Consider the following 18,494-nt stretch of genomic DNA (forward strand, 5'->3'; position numbering starts at 1 on the left):
TCACGCGGTGATGGTCATGGAGGCCAGTTCGTCGCCTTGGGTTTCGAAGGTGAAGTGGGACGGGCCGTTGAAGCCGTCTCCGCCTACCTGGGTGAGGATCGTCAGGGGGTTGCCGGGGGTGGTGACCTGGGTGTCGGTGAAGGTGACGTTCTTGCCGATCAGTTCGTTGTCGCTCCAGGAGCGGATCCGGTCGTGGCCGCGGAACTCGCGGCCCCAGTCGTTCACGTAGCCGTCCGCGGCGAACGCCGCCACGAACGCGTCGTTGTCCAGGGCGTCGATCGCGTCGAGCGCGCGCTGAACCGCTGCGGGAATCTCTTGGCTCATGCCGACGACGATATCGCTCCAGCCTGAACCGATCGGCGGATCGGCACGTATGACAGGTGACGTTCGGACCCGATCGGGGGAGCCTGTGATGCAGCGTGTGATGAGTGGATAGGCCGTCGGTGGTGTCTGGCTGGTGCTGTCGTGGTGTGGGCGCCCGCTGATCCCGGTATCGTGCGGTCGGTGGCTGACAACCCAGGGCCGCACGACACCGAGATCCTGATCCGGGCGCTGTACGCCGAACACGGCCGCAGCTTGCTGGCGTACGCCACCCGCCTCACCGGAGATCGAGCCGCGGCCGAGGACGTCGTACAGGAGACGCTGCTGCGGGCCTGGAAGCACGCGGACGACCTGACCAGCGGCAGCGGGTCGGTGCGGGGCTGGCTGCTGACGGTGGCGCGCAATCTGGTCACTGACCGGGCACGCGCTCGGGCAGTGCGCCCGACCGAGGTGGCGGACGTGGTGGACACGCCGCCGGTCACAGGGGATCACTCCGAGTCCGTGGTGAACACCATGGTCGTGATGGACGCGCTGGACAAGGTGTCGCCCGAGCACCGCGAAGTACTCGTGCAGCTGTACTACCGCGGCCGGTCCGTCGCAGAGGCTGCCAAAGAGCTGGGTGTTCCGCCCGGTACCGTGAAATCGCGTTCGTACTACGCCCTCCGAGCTCTGCGCGCGGTGATGGCAGAGAAAGCAACGGAGGTGTCCCATGAGTGAGCATGACCGTACGCAACTGGGCGCCTACGCTCTCGGTGCACTGGAGCCGGCCGAGGTAGCGGCCGTCGACGAGCACCTGGCCAGCTGTGCTGAGTGCCGTGCGGAGCTGGCTGAGCTCACCGAGATGAAGGAATTCCTGGGAGAGGTACCACCGGAGGCGTTCCTGGAGGGACCACCTGAGGGTGGCGACCTGTTGCTGCAGCGCACGCTGCGCGAGGTCCGGGAGCCTCAGGCACTGGAGCCGCAGCTACTGGAGCCCCAGGCGAAGCCCAAGCGACGCTCGCGTTGGTTGCTGATCGCGGCCGCGGTGGTCGTGGTGGCTGGTGCGCTCGGCGGGGGAGTCGTACTCGGCCGGTCTACCGCACCGGACTCCAATGAGCCTGTCGCCGGCTCCAAACAGGTCACAACCTCCGACACGACGACCGGTGCCACCATGGCCGCCACAGTGGAACCGCGGGCGGGCTGGAGCTGGGTGAGGGTGCAGGTGAGCGGTCTGAAAGCCGGCGACCAGTGCGAGATGGTCGTCACCGACAAGTCAGGCAGGACCTGGGTAGCGGGCAGTTGGCTGGTGTCCGAGAAGGCTGCGAAGAACGGGAGCACGTTCGGGGGCGGTGTGCTGACTCCGATCGACCAGGTGCGTTCGGTGGAGATCAGGACCGTGCAGGGAAAGCACGTGGTGACGGCCACGATCTAACCCCGTTGCGGGACGCGAGAGGATGGAGCTGTGGCTACTACCTCCGAGGACCTGCGAGAGCGCCGGAAGAACGCGGCGGACAACTGTGAGCGTTGGCTTGGCCAGCGGCGGGTGCCCGTAGCGGACCGGCTGCGTCACCTTGCAGATGTCGCAACCGACGATCTGGTCGATGTCTACGGCAGCGGTGGTGAGGTAGCCGCGCTGGAGCAGGAGGTGGCCGAGCTGTTGGGCAAACCGGCCGCCGTGTTCCTTCCGACCGGCATCCTCGCTCAGCAGGGCGTACTGCGGGTGTACGCCGACCGCGCGGGCATCAGCCGAGTAGCGGTCCACGGGCTCGCCCACCTGCTGGTGCACGAACTCAACGCGCTGGAAGAGGTGCATCACCTGCGGATCGAGCGGCTGACGTCAGAACCGCGTCAGCCGCGACCAGACGAGTTGACCGCGATCCCGGGCAAGCTGGCCGCGGTGACGCTCGAGCTGCCGCTACGCGATGCAGGGTTCGTGCTGCCGAGCTGGGACGAGCTGGTCGTGTTCTCCGAGTCCTGTGCGGAGCGCGGCGTACCGCTCCACCTGGACGGCGCACGGCTGTGGGAGAGCACGCCGTACCTGGAGCACAGCCTGGCTGAGATCGCAGCGCTGGCGTCGACGGTGTACGTGTCGTTCTACAAGGTGCTGGGCGGCATCAGTGGTGCAGCGCTGGCCGGCCCCGAGGACGTGATCGCAGAGGTACGGCGGTGGCAGCGGCGCCTCGGCGGCAACCTGTACTCGCTCTTCCCGTACGCCGTGTCCGCGCGCAACGGACTTCGCACGGTGCTGCCGCTGATGAACGACCTGCACCAGCGGGCCGTCGAGGTCGCAATGGCCTTGCAGAGCGAAGGTTTCCGCGTCTTCCCGGAGCCGCCGCACACCAACTCGTTCCGGGTCTACGCGCCGCGTTCCGCGGAGTCGATCGAGCATGCTGCCGTCGAGCGGATGGAGCGGACACACGAGTCGCTGTGCGGGCCGTGGCAGCCTGCCGACGTACCAGGGTGGTCGTGGGTCGAGCTGGTGATGACGCCGGCGTCGCTGGAATGGCAGATCGACGAGATCGCCAAGGCGTTCGCGGAACTTCTGGCACGCTGAGAACGTCAAGCACTGTGTTGGTTGTGGGGATCTGGGGAGAGAAGTGCTGACATTCGTCGTCACGATGGTGGTTCTGCTGGTTCTGTCGGGGCTGGTGCTCCTGGCGGTAGCACGGGGTGAGGGAAAACATTTCGGGTAGCCTCGCTGGATGAGGCGGTTGATCTTCCAGGAATATGTGACGCTCGACGGGTACGCCGCGGGGCCGGACGGCGGACTGGAGTTCTTCGACGCGATCAGCTCGCAGCCGGACGACGACAACCTCGAGCTGCTCGAGAGTGTCGACACGATGCTGCTGGGCGCCGAGACGTACCGGTTGTTCGCAGGGTTCTGGCCGACCGAGGCGTCGGCCGGCGAGCCGATCGCCGAGAAGCTCAACGCGCTGCGACTGGTCGTCGTGTCGACGACGCTGCGCAGTGCGCCGTGGGGTCCGTACGAGCCTGGTCTGGTGGTCCGTGACCTGGACGCGGTGCGGGCGCTGAAGGCGGAGCAGACCGGCAAGGACATCATCCTGTGGGGCAGCATCACGCTGTTCCAGTCGTTGCTGCGGGCCAGGCTGGTCGACGAGGTGCAGCTGCGGATCTGCCCGGTGTTGCTGGGGGTAGGCAAGAGCGCCTTCCCTTCCGGTGGTTCGCCGGTGGGTCTGGAGCTGATCGAGGCGCGTCCCTGGGGTGCGGGCGGGGTACTGGTGCGGTACCGGCCGGCTAACTGAGCGCGTCGACCATCGCGCGCACGATCGGAGCGGCGATGGTGATCGTCGGCAGGATCAGGAGTGCGGCTGCTGCGGCGTACGTGACAGCGGAGAGCCTGGCCTCGTTGGGGGCCGGGCCGGCCAGGCGTTGAACCCTCAGGACTGTGGCGGACTTGGCTGCTGCCATTGCGGCCTCTGGTGCCGGTGAACCGGCGAGTGCGACCAGGGCGCGCGCCAGTGGGCGTGGACCGTTGCGGCGGCGAGCGTCGTCGTCTGCGAGCAGTTCGACCAGTGTGCGGGCCTGCTCCAGGGCGACATCGCTACGGACCCAGCGCGGGAAGGCATGGTGCAGCGCGGTGAACTCCTCCAGCACGAGGTCGTGCCGAGCCCGCAGGTGCGCCTGCTCGTGGGCGAGGACAGCCTTCAGCTCACTGTCGTCCAGCCGCTCCAACGCGCCAACGGAGACGACAACCCGCGCGCCACGCAGCGCCGGCAGGCAGTAGGCCAGCGGTGTCTCCTCGGCCAGCACCCGCAGCCCTGGGATCAGTCCGTCCGGTGTGGCCAGTACGTCGACGAGATCGCGGTGCCGCTTGCGCCGTGCCCGAGTCCCGACCGCTACCCGCCCGATCGCCCACAGCAGCCGCACTACGACCAGCGCGACCATGGCGAGGATCGCTGCGGCCACCAGATCCCGTGCCGACGACGGATCGAACCGTGGCTCGCCAGGGCGGCCGGCAATCGAGTAGGACAACGCGACACCAGCACCTAGGGCGGCCAGTACTGCGGCCAGTGCGATCGCCTGCCACAGGATGACGGCGGCTCGGGGGACCCGGTAGGGCCAGTCGGAACGAGCCAGCAGGGCCGGTGCCGGGCCGGTGAGGACCAGCGCCAGAATGGCCAGCAGGACCGGGGTGATCACCCCGTCGGCTCCTGTTCGTTCAACCTCGACAGGGCTTCGCGGAGCAGTGCCGCTTCCTCGTCGGACACCTGACCCACGAAACGGACCAGGGCCTCGCGCCGGTCGCCCGCACGGTCGAGTGCGTCCCGCATCAGGTCGGCGGCCAGCTCCTCGCGTGGTGCGGCGGCGCGGTAGCGCCAGGCCTTGCCGTCGCGCTCGCGTTCGGTCAGCTTCTTCTTCGCCAGCCGGTCCAGAACGGTCATCACGGTCGTGTAGGCGAGCTCACGGGTGCCTGCCAGCCGCTCGTGCACCTCACGCACGGTCAGCGCGGCAGGAGCCGCCCAGAGCTGCTCCATCACCAGGCGTTCCAGGTCGCCCAGGGGGCGTGGTCCTTTCTCCTCACTCGCCACGTGACCAGTATAACTACACGTCGTAGTAGATCCGCGCTAGCATCTACTACGACACGTCGTAGATGGCTGGGGAGGCCTTCCGATGGACACCCTGGATCTGGCGCGGTGGCAGTTCGCGATCACCACCGTGTACCACTTTTTCTTCGTGCCGGTGACGATCTCGCTGGTCGCGATCACCGCCGGCTTGCAGACCGCCTGGTACCGGACGGGGAAGGAGAAGTATCTGCGGTTGACGAAGTTCTACGGGAAGCTGTTCTTGATCAACATCGCGATGGGTGTGGTCACCGGCCTGGTGCAGGAGTTCCAGTTCGGGATGAACTGGAGTGACTATTCGCGGTTCGTCGGCGACGTGTTCGGGGCCCCGTTGGCGCTGGAGGGGCTGCTGGCGTTCTTCCTGGAGTCGACGTTCATCGGTTTGTGGATCTTCGGCTGGGACCGGCTCCCGAAGTTGGTGCATCTGGGGTGCATCTGGATGGTGGTGCTCGGCACGCAGTTGTCGGCGTACTTCATCCTTGCGGCCAATTCGTGGATGCAGAACCCGGTGGGTTTTCGTTACAACGCCGAGCGTGGTCGTGCGGAGTTGACGGATCTGTGGGCGGTGTTGACCAACAAGGTCGTGCTGGTGACGTTTCCGCACACGATCTTCGCGGCGTTCATGGTCGGTGGTGCGTTCGTGGCCGGTGTCGCGTTGTGGCATCTGGTACGGCGTCCCATGGTCGACGAGGACGTCTTCCGGTCGGCGCTGAAGATAGGCGCGTCGGTCGTGCTGGTGGCCAGTGTGGGTGTCGCGATCAGCGGTGATCTGCAGGGCAAGGTGATGACCGAGGTGCAGCCGATGAAGATGGCGGCGGCTGAGGCGTTGTACGAGACCGAGAAGCCGGCGTCGTTCTCGGTGTTCACGGTCGGCACGTTGGACGGTTCGAAGGAGATTTTCTCGATCAAGTTGCCGTACCTGCTGTCGTTCCTGGCGACCGGGCGTTTCGATGGTGAGGTGCAGGGGATCAATTCGCTGCAGGAGGCGTACGAGCAGTTGTACGGGCCGGGGTCGTACAAGCCGAACATCCCGCTGACGTATTGGACGTTCCGGTTGATGATCGGGGTCGGGATGGCGTCGGCGGCGGTCGCGCTGTGGTTGTTGTGGACCACGCGTCGCGGGCGGGCTCCTGCCCGCTGGCTGGTGTGGCTGGCGGCGCCGTTGCCGTTGCTGCCGCTGGTGGCGAACACGTTCGGCTGGATCTTCACCGAGACCGGTCGGCAGCCGTGGCTGGTGTTCGGTCTGTTGCCGACGGCGTCGGGTGTCTCACCCGGTACGACCAGCGGCGAGGTGATCACCTCGCTGGTCGGGTTCACCGCGCTGTACGGCGTACTCGCGGTGGTTGAGACCAAGCTGCTGCTGCGGACGATCCGGACCGGCCTGGCCGGGACGGATGCGCCACCGGACACGGCTCCGGATCAGCCCGACAAACCGCTCTCGTTCGCGTACTGAGGGGCCTGTGATGGAACTGACGACTGTATGGTTCGTCGCGATCGCGACGCTGTGGACCGGGTACTTCGTGCTCGAGGGCTTCGACTTCGGAGTCGGGATGCTGTACCGCGTGCTGGGCCGGAACGAGCCCGAACGGCGGGCCGCGATCAGCACGATCGGCCCGGTCTGGGACGGTAACGAGGTCTGGCTGATCATGGCCGGCGCGGCCACGTTCGCGGCGTTCCCGGAGTGGTACGCAACGCTGTTCAGCGGGTTCTACCTGCCGCTGTTCGCGATCCTGGTGGGACTGATCGTGCGCGGCGTCGCACTGGAGTACCGCGGCAAGCGGGACGAGCCGGAGTGGCGCGCGCGGATGGACGCGATGATCGTGGTCGGGTCGGTGCTGCCCGCGCTGCTCTGGGGCGTTGCCTTCGGCAACATCGTGCGCGGGGTGCCGCTGGACGCCGATCACGAGTACGTCGGCGGCTTCGGGACGCTGCTCAACCCGTTCGCGCTGCTCGGCGGCCTGACCTTCGTCGCGGTGTTCGTCACCCACGGCGCGATCTTCCTCGCCCTGCGCACCACCGACGACCTGCGCCGCCGCGCCAACCGACTGGCCACCCGCACCGGTGCCGTCGCCGCGGTGCTGACGATCGCCTTCCTCGCCTGGGCGCAGGCGTTGCGCGGCGACACCGGCTCCGTCCTCGTGACGATCGCGGCGATCGTTGCATTCGCGGGCGGTCTGGTCGCGAACCTCCTGCGCCGCGAGGGCTGGGCCTTCGTCGGTACGACGCTCGCGATCGGACTGGCCGTGGTGTCGCTGTTCGTCGCGCTGTTCCCCGACGTCATGCCGTCAACACTTGACCCCGGATCAACATTGACAATTGTTGATGCCGCGTCAACGCCGTACACGTTGAAGGCGATGACGATCATCACGGCGATCTTCATGCCGCTGGTGCTGCTCTATCAGGGGTGGACGTACTGGGTCTTCCGTAAGCGGGTCGTGGTCGCATGAAGCCGCTCGACCCGCGGTTGCTGAGGAGGGCCCGGGGCGCCCGTGTCTTCCTGGCCGCGTCAGTACTGATCGGCGTCGCCAGCGGGGCGCTGATCATCGTGCAGGCCGTGCTGCTCGCTCACGGCATTGCAGGCGTCGTACTGCGGGGCAGCGGGGTGACTGCTGTCGCCTGGGGTCTGGCTGCAGTCGTTGCAGGCCGCGCGTTGCTGGTGTGGGCGCAGGAGGTGGTCGCGCAACGCGCAGCCGCCGCGGTGAAGTCCACGCTGCGGCGGCAGGTGCTGGAGCACTCTCTGAAGCTCGGACCGGTCTGGCTGAGCGGTGAACGCAGCAGCGCGCTGACAACCCTGCTGACCAAGGGCCTGGACGATTTGGACCCGTACTTCGCCCGCTACCTGCCGCAGCTCGTTCTGGCTGCCACTGTGCCCGCAGGTGTGATCGGCTGGATGGCGACCGGTGACCTGATTGCTGCTGGGACAGTGCTGATCACGCTACCGCTGATCCCGATCTTCATGGCACTGATCGGCTGGGTGACACAGGCGCGCAGCCGGCAGCGTCAGCACGCGCTGGCCGTGCTGGCGCATCACTTCGCTGATGTGGTCGGCGGACTGACCACACTGAAGCTGTTCGGCCGCGCGAAATCGCAGGAGTCCGCGGTACGGCGGGTTACCGACCAGCACCGCGCTGCGTCGATGGGGAGCCTGCGGCTGGCGTTCCTCTCGTCGTTCGCGTTGGAGCTGTTGGCGAGTCTGTCGGTCGCACTGGTTGCTGTCGGCGTCGGTCTTCGGTTGGTTGACGGGAAACTCGGGCTCGAGACCGCGCTGATGGTGCTGATCCTGGCGCCGGAGGCGTACCTGCCGTTGCGACAGGTCGGCATGCAGTTCCACGCCAGCGCGGACGGGGTTGCGGCGAGCGAAGAGGTGTTCCGCGTGCTGGAGACGCCACTGCCCGCACGTGGCGAGCGCACCGACGTACCCGATCTTCGAGTGAGTCCGCTGTACCTGTACGACGTGACGGTGACTTACCCGGGGCGGGACGTGCCGGCATTGGAGGGGTTCGATCTGGAGTTGCGGCCGGGTGAGGTGGTGGCGCTCACCGGGCCGAGTGGTGCTGGGAAGTCGACCGCTCTGGCTGTACTGCTCGGGTTCGTGGCGCCGGAGCGTGGGATGGTCGTCGCTGCCGGCAGTGCAGCGGACGAGTTCGATCCGGTGGAGTGGCGGCGGCAGTTCGCGTGGGTGCCGCAGCGTCCCGGTCTGAGGCTGGGGACCGTGGCCGACAACGTGCGCCTGGGCCGGCCGGACGCGTCGGACGACGAGGTCCGCTTGGCGCTTCTGGCTGCTGGTGCTCCCGACCTGCTGTTGGACAAGCCTGTAGGGGAGCAGGGACAGCAGCTTTCAGGCGGTCAGCAACGCCGGGTAGCGCTCGCCCGCGCGCTCATCACCGACGCCCCGGTGCTGCTGCTCGACGAACCAACAGCCGGCCTCGACGCCGACACGGAGGCCGCCGTCATCACCGGTCTGCGCTCCAGCGGCCGCACAGTCCTCATGGTCGCCCACCGGCCCGCCCTGATCGCCGCCGCCGACCGCACAGTCACAGTCGGCGCCCGAGAGCTGGTGAACGCATGAAGAGCCTGCAGCTAGCTCGGCCGCAGCGCGGAGTGATGTGGCGGCTCTGGTTGGCGCTCCTGCTGGGCGTCGCCGCTGCCGGGTCGGCTGTCGCGTTGCTCGCCACGTCGGCCTGGCTGATCACAGCAGCCTCGGCACAACCACCGGTGCTGTTGCTGATGGTCCCGATCGTCGCAGTGCGCGCCTTCGGTGTCGGGCGTGGCGTCTTCCGGTACGTCGAGCGGCTCGTCGGACACGATGCGGCGTACCGGGTGCTGGGGGAGACCCGCGCTCGTATCACCGGGCGTCTGGAGAAGCTCGCACCACTCGGTTCGCAGCGGAAGGGCGATCTGCTCGCCCGACTGGTGCTGGACGTGGACGCGGTCCTCGACCTCTGGCTACGAGTCCTCCTGCCCGTTGCGGTCGCAACTGTCACAGCAGCCGCCACGGTGGGCCTCCTCGCGGTGCTGCTTCCCACAGCCGGCGCCGCCGTCGCGTTGGCGGTCCTGATCGCGTGCACCGTCGTACCGTGGCTGACTGCCCGGACTGCCGAGCGAGCCGAGCGCAACGTCGCTGGTGCCCGTGGGGACGTCGCAGCCACCACCACCGAGTCCCTGCTCACTGCAGCCGATGTGGTCGCCTACAACGCGATCGACTCGGTGCTGGACGACTTCAGCCGCCGCGATGCCCACCTGGCCGCCGCTGAACGCCGGTCCGCCTGGAGCGCAGGCCTCGGCAGTGCCCTGCTCGTCCTGTGCGTCGGCGGCGCCAGCGTGGCCGCCCTGGTCCTCGGCAGTACGGCGCACATCACTGGTGCTGTCTTCGCTGTACTTGTCCTCACCCCGCTCGCACTGGCCGACGTACTCGGCGGAGTTCCCGCAGCCGCCCAACTGGCCATCCGGGTACGGGCGTCCCTCGACAGAGTGCAGGAACTCGTAGACACCCCCGCGCCGGTCACCGAGCCGGCCAAGCCACTGCCCCTCCCAACGGGACGCGATCTGCAGGTGAACCTGCTGCGAGCCGGGTACGACGGCCCTGACGTACTGGATGGACTCAGCCTGGACATGCCGGCCGGGAGTCGTGTGGTGATCACCGGCCCGAGTGGCTCGGGCAAGAGCACGCTGGCCGCTGTACTGCTCCGGTTCCTCGAGCCACGTGGGGGAGAGGTGCTGCTGGACGGAGTGGACCTGGCCAGGCTCGAAGGCGACCAGGTGCGGTCTGTCGTCGGGCTGCTGACCCAGGAGAGCCACGTGTTCGACACGAGCGTCCGGGAGAACCTGCTGCTTGCGAAGCCTGGGGTCAGCGACTTGCAGGTGTGGAAGGCGCTCTACCGGGCGCGGCTCGGGATGCTCGTCGAGAAGCTGCCGCAGGGCCTCGACACCATGGTCGGGGAGCACGGTGCGCGGCTGTCGGGTGGTGAGCGCCAGCGGCTCGCCTTCGCGCGGCTGCTGCTGGCCGATCGCGACGTACTGGTGCTCGACGAGCCGACCGAGCACCTGGACGAGGAGACCGGACGGGCGCTGCTGGCCGACCTGTTCGCGGCGGCAGGCGACCGAACGGTGGTTCTGCTCACTCACCGCCCCGAGTTGGTGCCTCCTCACGTACCGCAACAATTCGTTTGCCTGACGTGACAAATGCCAGCGGCGGGCCGGGTGTCTGTCAAGATGGGGAACCGTGTTGACCCCACTGCTCGTTTCTCTGCTCACCGACCAGGCTCTCATCACGATGGTCGTGGTCATCGCGGTCGTTCTGGTCGTCGGAACCACCGGCCTGGTCGTCGCGCGGCGCCGCCGTGCCGAGCTGCCGCCGGCCGCTCAGAAGCCCGCCGTCGAGTCCGCGGAGGTCGCCGAGCCGAAGGTCGGTGACGACGCGGAGGAACCGCGGGACACCCCGACCCGCACGCTCGAGGACACCGAGCTGCCGGAGCCCGCGGCCACCGAGACGATCGAGAAGCCCGAGTCCGCGCAGGGCCGGCTGGTCCGGCTCCGGGCCCGCCTGGCGCGTTCGCAGGGCTCCCTCGGCAAGGGGCTGCTCGCGCTGCTCTCCCGCGACAAGCTCGACGAGGAGGCGTGGGAGGACATCGAGACCACGCTGATCACCGCCGATGTCGGTGTGGCGCCCACGCAGGAGCTGGTCGAGAAGCTGCGCACCCGCATGCGCGTCGAGGGCGTCGGCGCCGCACAGGCCCGGGAGATCCTCCGCGAGGAGCTGATCGACCTGGTCAACCCGTCCCTGGACCGGGCGCTGAACGTGAGCCGCAAGGAGACGAAGCCGGCGGTCGTACTCGTCGTCGGTGTGAACGGCACTGGCAAGACCACCACGGTCGGCAAGCTGGCCCGGGTGCTGGTTGCCGAGGACAAGCACGTCGTACTGGGGGCTGCGGACACGTTCCGCGCCGCCGCGGCCGACCAGCTGCAGACCTGGGGTGAGCGGGTCGGTGTCCGGACCGTGCGCGGTCCGGAAGGCGGCGACCCGGCCAGCATCGCGTTCGACTCGGTCAAGCAGGGCATCGAGGAGGAGGCCGACGTCGTCCTGGTCGACACCGCCGGCCGTCTGCACACCAAGACCGGCCTGATGGACGAGCTCGGCAAGGTGAAGCGGGTCATCGAGAAGTCCGCCGAGGTGGACGAGGTCCTGCTCGTCATCGACGCCACCACCGGCCAGAACGGCCTCACGCAGGCCCGGGTGTTCGCAGAGGTCATCAACGTCACCGGCCTGGTCCTGACCAAGCTGGACGGTACGGCGAAGGGCGGCATCGTGATCGCGGTACAGCGCGAACTCGGCGTACCGGTCAAGCTCGTCGGCCTCGGCGAGGGTCCGGACGACCTGGCGCCGTTCGACCCTGAAGAATTCGTCGACGCGCTGCTGGACTGATGTAGAGAACGCAGCCCCGGCTCCGTCTCCGGGTAAAGGCTCTACGAAGAGGAGAAGGACATGACCAAGTTCATGCTGCTGATGAACATGGACGGCGGCAACTGCGAGACCCCGATGCTGGAGTGGGACCAGGCCGACATGAAGGCCCACATGGACCACCTCGGCGAGGGCATCGAGCGACTGCGGAAGAGCGGCGAGCTGGTCGAGGTCCAGGGGCTGACCTGGCCGTCACATGCCAAGGTGGTGCGGGCGACGAGCGTGACCGCTCCGGTGCTGACCGACGGCCCGTACGCCGAGTCGAAGGAGGTCCTGGCCGGCTACACGATGATCGACGTGGAGTCGGAGGAGCGGGCCTACGAGATCGCGGCGTGGCAGTCCGCCGCACCCGGACCCGGCGGCGTACCGCTCGAGCAACCGATCGAGGTACGCCGCGTGATGGAGTCGGATGCCGATCTCCACGACTTCTGATCCGGACGGCGAGCTCGAGGACCTGCTGCGGGAGTTGACGCCGCGGGTCCTCGGCGCCGTCGTGCGCTGGTCCGGCGACTTCGCCGCGGCGGAGGACGCGGTCCAGGAGGCACTGCTCGCTGCAGCGACCACCTGGCCGCGGGACGGCCGGCCGGACAATCCGAAGAGCTGGCTGATCCAGACGGCCTCACGGCGGCTGATCGACGAGGTCCGCCAGCAACAGGCCCGGCGACGCCGCGAGGAGCGGGCGGCGCTACGGGAAGTACCGGCCGGTGAGGTCGAAGAGCACGACGACACGCTCCGGCTGCTGTTCCTGTGCTGCCACCCGACGCTCACACCGGCCTCGGCGATCGCACTGACCCTGCGGGCGGTCGGCGGGCTCACCACGGCCGAGATCGCCACGGCGTACCTGGTGCCTGAGGCGACGATGGCGCAGCGCATCAGCAGGGCGAAGTCGAAGCTCAAGGGCTCCAGCTTCGAGCTGGACGCCGACCCGGACCGGCTGCGCAACGTGCTCCACGTGCTGTACCTGATGTTCAACGAGGGCTACACGAGCACCAGTGGTCCGGAGCTGCACCGCAGCGACCTGTCCAGTGAGGCGATCCGCCTGACTCGCGCAGTACGGACTCAGTTGCCGGACGACGGACAGGTCACCGGACTGCTCGCTCTGATGCTGCTGACCGACGCACGTCGCGCAGCGCGGACCGGTAAGGGCGGGGAGATCATCCCGCTGGCTGAGCAGGACAGGTCCCTGTGGGACCACGAAGCCATCACAGAAGGCGTGGCACTCGCGGTCGAGGCGTTCAGCACGCCTCCCCTGGGTGAGTACCAGATCCAGGCGGCGATCGCCGCACTGCACGACGAGGTGGACCGCGCCGAGGACACCGACTGGCCGCAGATCCTAGGGCTGTACGGCCTCCTCGAAGACCTGTCCGGCAACCCGATGGTGAAGCTCAACCGGGCGATCGCCGCCGCCATGGTGGACGGACCGGACGCCGGCCTGAAGCTCCTCGCACCGTTGGACGACGAGCTGGCCGGCCACTACCGCCTCGACGCCACCCGCGGTCACCTCTACGAGATGCGCGGCGACCGCGAGACCGCCGCCGAGCACTTCCGGGCGGCGGCCCGCGGTACGACGAGCTTGCCGGAACGCGACTACCTGATGACGAAGGCCGCGTCGCTGAGTTAGCAGTACTGTGCGAAACCCGCGGCGAGGTCGTCGTCCGTTGCCAGGAGCAACCGGAGCAGGATGCGCGCCTTGTAGGGATCGAGGAACCCGCCGTCGATCAGACCGCGCTGCAACAGGTCGGTCTCCGAGCCGGGGGAGTGGTACGTGTTACGGACGATCGAGCCGGCGCCGGTCCGTGACGTGAGGACGACCGGCATCCGGGCCGCCAACTGGCCGAGAACCGGTGCGAGCGCGGCCGGCACGTGTCCGACGCCGTACCCGGCGACGACGAGCCCCTGGTGTGTCTCGGCCAGGCCCTGCAGCAGCAGGCCGTCGTCGTCCAGCGTGACGGTGTAGAGCGCGACGTGGATGTTGTCGAGCTCGGCCGGTTCAGGACTGCCCTGTACGCCGTCCAGCCGCAGCGGGCGCGTTAGTACGCGGACCTGGTCCTCGACGACGTGGCCGATCGGACCGGTGTTCGGTGACACGAACGTCGCCGTACTCGTGCTGTGCGTCTTGCGCACCCAGCGGGCCGCGTGGATCTCTTCCTTGAAGACGACCAGTGCACCCAGGTCACGTGCCGCGGGGGAGCAGGCGACCCGCAGCGCGGCCAGCAGGTTCGCAGGGCCGTCGGGACCGGCCAGCGTCGGATTGCGCATCGCCCCGGTGAACACAAGCGGCTGCGGATGCGGCCAGACCAGATCGGCGAGGAACGAGCTCTCTTCCAGCGTGTCCGTTCCCTGGGTGACGACGACTCCCGCGGCTCCGGCGGCGACGGCCTTGGAGGCGGCGTCGACGACCTCGAGCAGCTTGGCGGCTGTGAGGTTGGCGCTGGGAACCTTCTCGATGTCCTGGATCTCGACCGCATGGCCAAGCTCAGGGAGCCCGGGCATCGCGGCGGTGAGGTCGTCACCGGCAAGGCGATGGGTGCCGGCCATCGAGATGGTCCCGCCCAGCGTGAACAACGCGACGCTCACTTGGTCTCTCCTCAGGTAGTGCGAGCTCTGACGTGCATCCGCTCCCCTTGCGGGCCGTAAAGACATAGCACCTCGGTCGGTCCAGGTCCCGGATTGGAGAACCAGTGCGGCACCCGGCAGTCGAACTCGACCGCCTCACCCTCCTTGACGATGAAGTCCTGGTCGCCGAGCTTCAGCCGGATGCGGCCCGACAGCACGTAGAACCAGTCGTAGCCCTCGTGGGTCTTCTGCACCACGTCATTGCCCGGATAACCGGCCGGCAGGATCTGCTTGAACGCCTGCAGTCCGCCCGGCCGCCGGCTCAGCGGAACGTGAATGGTGCCGTGGCGCTTGATCGGCTTCTGGTAGATCCGCGGGTCTCCGGTTGGTGGTGCGTCCACCAGTTCGTCCAGCTGCACCTGGTGCGCGCGGGCCAACGGCAGCAGCAGTTCCAGCGTCGGGCGGCGCTGCCCGGACTCGAGCCGGGACAAGGTGCTGACCGAGATGCCGGTCGTCTCGGACAGCTGGGCCAGCGTCGTGCCACGCTCGGTCCGGAGCGCCCGCAGCCGCGGTCCGACCGACTCGAGTACGTCCTCGTCGTTTGCCATACCGGCAACAATACTTGTCGAAAATGAAAACCACGACGCATCCTCGGTTCAGACCTTGAACAACAGAGGAGTCCAGAGATGACGAAGTACGACGTGATCGTGATCGGCGGCGGCGCGGCCGGCCTGAGCGGAGCGCTGGCGCTGTCCCGGTTCCGCCGGGCGGTGCTGGTGATCGACGACGGTACGCCGCGCAACGCGCCCGCCGACGGTGTGCACAACTTCCTGACGCGTGACGGCGTACCGCCCCGGGAGATCTACGCGATCGGCCGCCAGGAGGTGCAGGGGTACGGCGGCGAGTTCGTCGACGGCACAGTGACGACGGCCCGGCGAGACGAGGACGGGTTCACGGTCGAGCTGGCCGACGGTACGACGTACCGGAGCAGGCGACTGCTGGTTACGACAGGGTTGACTGATGTGCTGCCCGACGTACCTGGGCTGGCGGAGCGGTGGGGGAAGGACGTGGTGCACTGCCCGTACTGCCACGGGTGGGAGGTGCGAGACCAGGCCATCGGAGTGCTGGCGACCAGCTCCATGGCAATGCACCAGGTGCAGCTGTTCCGGCAGCTGAGTGATGACGTGACCCTGTTCCTGCACACTGCGCCGGAGCCGACCGAGGAGCAGTGGGAGGAACTGGCTGCACGTGGAATCGCCGTAGTGCAGGGCAAGGTCGAGCAGGTCGAGATCACGGACGACCGGATCACCGGTGTGCGGCTGGAGGGTGGCAGGGTCGTTCCGCGGCAAGCACTGGCGATTCAGACGACCATGCGGGCACGCGCCGGCTTCCTGGCCGACCTGGGCCTGGAGACCACTCTGGTGGAGTCGAACGGGGTAGAGGTCGGTACTGCGGTCCAGGTCGACGGCATGGGTGCCACGCAGGTCCCTGGTGTCTTCGCGGCCGGCAACGTCAGCAACCCGATGGCGCAGGTCATGCCGTCCGCAGCAGCCGGGTTGGCAGCCGCAGGGGGTATCAACTTCGAGCTGATCACCGAAGAGACGCGTCTGGCTGTAGCAGCGCGCAGTAGTTGAGGAGTTGAATGGAGGCCGGGAGGGTGGATGCACGACACGGTCGACCCGGACTTCGCCTCGTTCGTCGATGCGCGGCAGGGCAGGTGGCTCCGTACGGCGTACCTCGTGTACGGCGACCTGCACCGAGCCGAGGAGCTACTGCTGCGCGCCTTCACGCAGCTGTCCGTGCGCTGGACCAGGGTGGACGACCCGGACGCCTTCGTCCAGCGCCAGCTCTACCAGCCGGCCCTGCGGCCGTGGAACCGGGCGAAACCGTTTCCGGACGAGGAAGACCCGGTGAAGCTGGCACTGGCCGAGCTGACGCCCGCACAACGCACGGTGTTCGTGCTGCTGCACCTGGAGGAGCTGACCGAGTTCGAGGTGTCCGAGCTGCTCGGTCTGTCGCACACCGCAGTACACGCCCATGGCCTGAGCGCGTTCGGCCGCTTCCGTACGGCGATGGGCGCGGGGGACTGGCGTGATGCCCGATGAGACGGGAGGACGTGCAGCCCCTGCTGCTGCAGGCGGCCGACCAGCTGCCGGAGCCTGAGCTGGCCGACGCGGCATGGACAGCCGGTGTGAGGGTCAGTCGCCGTCGGCGCCGTACCGTCGTGATCAGCGTGATCGCCTTCATCGCGCTGGCGATCCTCGCCTCGATCCTGATCGGGGTGGGTACGTCGGGCAACGCCGACATCACACCCCCGACGACGCCGCCCGGGTACATCGAAGCGTCCGGCAAGATCAGCGGGATCGACTACTGGGTCGCGCCGCCGCCCGGCAGCGAGCGCTTCCTCGACCGGCTCGAGACACCGCTCGGTGATCGGCTGGAGTTGCCGCACAAAGTCCGTCCGCTGGCGAAGCACACCCTGGACGACATTGCGGCGGTCGTCCTCGTGAAGCAGGACGACCGCTACCGGCCGCTGCTGCTCGGCGCGGACGGCTCCTGGGCCCAGGCGGACGTCAGCCTCGGCGCGGTCGGCGGCGAGGAACCGCTCAGCTCGGGAGCGATCTCTCCGGACGGCCGGGTGGCGGCCTTCCCACAGCCGGCCGAACTGGTCACGGTGAACGCATCGACCGCGGAGATCGCTCACTTCCCGCTGCCCGAAGGTGCGTTCCGCAGTGTGTCCTGGGTCGCCGATGGGCAGCGCGTCCTGATCAGCGGCCCCAGTTCGGCATATCAGGTGGTCGTCGGAGAAATCGCGAACGGAGAGCGGGCTGTGCTCCCGATCCCGGCGACGAAGGACCCGGACGAGGTCACCGCGCCGTACCGGATCCAGACCGGGGCGGTGCTGCGCTACGTGGTCGACGGCCAGTGGTCGGACGACAGTCCTCTCACCCTGCCTGTCCGGTCCTGGCAGGGGCAGACCATGTCGTCGAACTCAGCCGCAGCACGCGTCTTCATCGCGGAGGACCTCCCAGAGGTCCCGACGCGGGTGTCGCAGCCGCAGGTGGTGGCCGCGATCTCCACGCTGCGGACGCTGCCCAGCCGACTGCTGGTGCTCGGGGAACCACAGGACAGTCCCCCGACGTACGAGGGGGCGGGGGATCGTCCGTTCGTGCGGGAGGCAGGCTGCTGCGTCGTGCTCGGCTGGTACGACGACAACAACGTGCTGTTCCGGGTCCACGGCTGGGTCTTGGCCTGGAACCTCGACAGCGGACGGGTCCGACGCGTTACCGAAATGGGCGTGGACCAGGTGGCTCTGGGCCCCGGACTACGGCTCTGAGACAGGCAGGTCGAGTACTGCGCGCAGCGTGATGTCGGCCAGGCGATCGGCATCTTCGGGCGGCGGCATCGGCTGTCCGGTCAGGGCTCGGATCACGAACACCCCGGCCATCCACTCGACCATCAGCACCGGGTCCGCGGTGCTCTTGATCGGTTCGCCACGCGCCCGTGCGCGCTCGAGTGCTTGCCGGGTGAGTTCGATCCGGCGCTCCAGTACACCTCGGTAGATCGCGGCGGACCGCGCGTCGCGGTTCGCCTCCGAGACCGCCAGGCGAATCATCGCCCGGCCGTACTCGCTGTTCGCGAACGCCAGTGCGACGCGGTAGACCTGGCGCAGGTCACCCACGATCGAACCGGTGTCCGCGTCCGGGATCTCCAGGTCGAACAAATCGGCCATCGCATCATTGGCGAGCAGCTCCTTGCTGGCCCACCGCCGGTAGATCGTCGCCTTGCCCACCCCCGCGGCCTCGGCGACGTCGTCCACCGTCATTCCCTCGAATCCCCGCTCCAGCAGCAGCTGCACCGCGTACCTGCGGATCCTCGGCTCCGCGTCCGGGTCCCGTGGTCGGCCGCGGCGCGGCCTCACCCCGTGGTTCTGCTCCATTTCGTCGTTCCCCAGCTCGGACGGGTGCAGTGGCGCGGCTGCGGCCCGTGTGGTCCAGGCCAGAGTGCCACATGTCGGCCTTCGGTGAGCGATGTCACCTCGATGTCACCTGGGAGCCCGCTTTGTCACATGCCTGAAACAAATGGACCGATCGGCT

At 68.1% G+C, this 18,494-nt stretch carries 20 protein-coding genes; 14 read left to right on the plus strand and 6 right to left on the minus strand.

The window, feature by feature from the left end:
- Nucleotides 1-324 carry a nuclear transport factor 2 family protein gene (locus EV647_RS36325; protein ID WP_134011205.1) on the minus strand — a complete coding sequence of 108 codons (324 nt, stop codon included), beginning with the start codon at nt 322-324 and terminating at the stop codon, nt 1-3.
- 180 nt (nt 325-504) lie between these two features.
- Here EV647_RS36325 and EV647_RS36330 point away from each other — a divergent pair, with 180 nt between their 5' ends.
- The 4 genes from EV647_RS36330 to EV647_RS36345 all read left to right on the plus strand — a co-directional run bounded on the left by EV647_RS36330 (nt 505) and on the right by EV647_RS36345 (nt 3,563).
- Nucleotides 505-1,038, plus strand: a complete 534-nt coding sequence (locus tag EV647_RS36330) for a sigma-70 family RNA polymerase sigma factor (RefSeq protein WP_134011207.1) — start codon at nt 505-507, stop codon at nt 1,036-1,038.
- On the plus strand, nt 1,031-1,732 hold the full coding sequence (locus EV647_RS36335) for an anti-sigma factor (RefSeq protein ID WP_134011209.1): 702 nt from the start codon (nt 1,031-1,033) through the stop codon (nt 1,730-1,732). The genes EV647_RS36330 and EV647_RS36335 overlap by 8 nt, the downstream gene beginning before the upstream one ends.
- Before the next feature lie 30 nt (nt 1,733-1,762).
- Nucleotides 1,763-2,854, plus strand: coding sequence for a low specificity L-threonine aldolase (locus tag EV647_RS36340; RefSeq protein WP_134011211.1), 1,092 nt, complete (start codon nt 1,763-1,765; stop codon nt 2,852-2,854).
- A 148-nt stretch (nt 2,855-3,002) separates the two neighbouring features.
- Nucleotides 3,003-3,563: a dihydrofolate reductase family protein gene (locus EV647_RS36345; protein ID WP_134011213.1), complete on the plus strand. Its 561-nt coding sequence runs from the start codon at nt 3,003-3,005 to the stop codon at nt 3,561-3,563.
- Here EV647_RS36345 and EV647_RS36350 read toward each other — a convergent pair.
- Nucleotides 3,556-4,461: a M56 family metallopeptidase gene (locus EV647_RS36350; RefSeq protein ID WP_134011215.1), complete on the minus strand. Its 906-nt coding sequence runs from the start codon at nt 4,459-4,461 to the stop codon at nt 3,556-3,558. The genes EV647_RS36345 and EV647_RS36350 overlap by 8 nt on opposite strands.
- Nucleotides 4,458-4,850: a BlaI/MecI/CopY family transcriptional regulator gene (locus tag EV647_RS36355; protein ID WP_134011217.1), complete on the minus strand. Its 393-nt coding sequence runs from the start codon at nt 4,848-4,850 to the stop codon at nt 4,458-4,460. The genes EV647_RS36350 and EV647_RS36355 overlap by 4 nt, the downstream gene beginning before the upstream one ends.
- Before the next feature lie 82 nt (nt 4,851-4,932).
- On the opposite strand from EV647_RS36355, the gene EV647_RS36360 reads away from it, so the two are divergent.
- From EV647_RS36360 to EV647_RS36390, 7 genes are all read left to right on the plus strand, one after another.
- Nucleotides 4,933-6,336: a cytochrome ubiquinol oxidase subunit I gene (locus EV647_RS36360; RefSeq protein WP_134011219.1), complete on the plus strand. Its 1,404-nt coding sequence runs from the start codon at nt 4,933-4,935 to the stop codon at nt 6,334-6,336.
- Nucleotides 6,337-6,346: 10 nt separating this feature from the next.
- The gene (gene cydB / locus EV647_RS36365) at nt 6,347-7,330 is read left to right on the plus strand and encodes a cytochrome d ubiquinol oxidase subunit II (protein ID WP_134011221.1); all 984 of its coding nucleotides are present in this window, start codon (nt 6,347-6,349) and stop codon (nt 7,328-7,330) included.
- Entirely contained in the window at nt 7,327-8,952 is a 1,626-nt protein-coding gene (gene cydD, locus EV647_RS36370) for a thiol reductant ABC exporter subunit CydD (protein WP_134011223.1), read from the plus strand. Before cydB ends, cydD begins: the two co-directional genes overlap by 4 nt.
- Complete coding sequence (cydC, locus tag EV647_RS36375) at nt 8,949-10,562, plus strand: thiol reductant ABC exporter subunit CydC (RefSeq protein WP_134011225.1); 1,614 nt, start codon at nt 8,949-8,951, stop codon at nt 10,560-10,562. The genes cydD and cydC overlap by 4 nt, the downstream gene beginning before the upstream one ends.
- Before the next feature lie 94 nt (nt 10,563-10,656).
- Nucleotides 10,657-11,805, plus strand: coding sequence for a signal recognition particle-docking protein FtsY (gene ftsY, locus EV647_RS36380; protein ID WP_134011522.1), 1,149 nt, complete (start codon nt 10,657-10,659; stop codon nt 11,803-11,805).
- 60 nt (nt 11,806-11,865) lie between these two features.
- A complete protein-coding gene (locus tag EV647_RS36385) occupies nt 11,866-12,273 on the plus strand; it encodes a YciI family protein (RefSeq protein WP_133788729.1) in 408 nt (135 codons plus the stop codon).
- Nucleotides 12,251-13,462 (plus strand): RNA polymerase sigma factor, encoded by a 1,212-nt coding sequence (locus EV647_RS36390; protein WP_134011227.1) that lies wholly within the window; start codon nt 12,251-12,253, stop codon nt 13,460-13,462. Before EV647_RS36385 ends, EV647_RS36390 begins: the two co-directional genes overlap by 23 nt.
- Here the strand turns inward: EV647_RS36390 and EV647_RS36395 are convergent.
- Both EV647_RS36395 and EV647_RS36400 read right to left on the minus strand, forming a co-directional pair.
- Complete coding sequence (locus EV647_RS36395; protein ID WP_134011229.1) at nt 13,459-14,418, minus strand: asparaginase; 960 nt, start codon at nt 14,416-14,418, stop codon at nt 13,459-13,461. The genes EV647_RS36390 and EV647_RS36395 overlap by 4 nt on opposite strands.
- An 11-nt stretch (nt 14,419-14,429) precedes the next feature.
- Nucleotides 14,430-15,005, minus strand: coding sequence for a helix-turn-helix domain-containing protein (locus tag EV647_RS36400; RefSeq protein WP_131463962.1), 576 nt, complete (start codon nt 15,003-15,005; stop codon nt 14,430-14,432).
- Between the two features lie 78 nt (nt 15,006-15,083).
- Here EV647_RS36400 and EV647_RS36405 point away from each other — a divergent pair, with 78 nt between their 5' ends.
- From EV647_RS36405 to EV647_RS36415, 3 genes are read left to right on the plus strand one after another with little or no spacing between them, the layout of a single operon-like run.
- The gene (locus tag EV647_RS36405; RefSeq protein WP_134011231.1) at nt 15,084-16,031 is read left to right on the plus strand and encodes an NAD(P)/FAD-dependent oxidoreductase; all 948 of its coding nucleotides are present in this window, start codon (nt 15,084-15,086) and stop codon (nt 16,029-16,031) included.
- Nucleotides 16,032-16,058: 27 nt separating this feature from the next.
- Nucleotides 16,059-16,502 carry a sigma factor-like helix-turn-helix DNA-binding protein gene (locus EV647_RS36410; protein ID WP_134011233.1) on the plus strand — a complete coding sequence of 148 codons (444 nt, stop codon included), beginning with the start codon at nt 16,059-16,061 and terminating at the stop codon, nt 16,500-16,502.
- Entirely contained in the window at nt 16,499-17,734 is a 1,236-nt protein-coding gene (locus EV647_RS36415) for a hypothetical protein (RefSeq protein ID WP_134011235.1), read from the plus strand. Before EV647_RS36410 ends, EV647_RS36415 begins: the two co-directional genes overlap by 4 nt.
- On the opposite strand, the gene EV647_RS36420 is transcribed toward EV647_RS36415, so the two are convergent.
- Nucleotides 17,723-18,337 carry a TetR/AcrR family transcriptional regulator gene (locus EV647_RS36420; protein WP_134011237.1) on the minus strand — a complete coding sequence of 205 codons (615 nt, stop codon included), beginning with the start codon at nt 18,335-18,337 and terminating at the stop codon, nt 17,723-17,725. The genes EV647_RS36415 and EV647_RS36420 overlap by 12 nt on opposite strands.
- Between the last annotated feature and the right edge of the window lie 157 nt (nt 18,338-18,494).

The organism is Kribbella sp. VKM Ac-2566, assembly GCF_004366005.1.
In the GTDB taxonomy this organism is placed as follows: Bacteria; Actinomycetota; Actinomycetes; order Propionibacteriales; family Kribbellaceae; genus Kribbella; species Kribbella pratensis.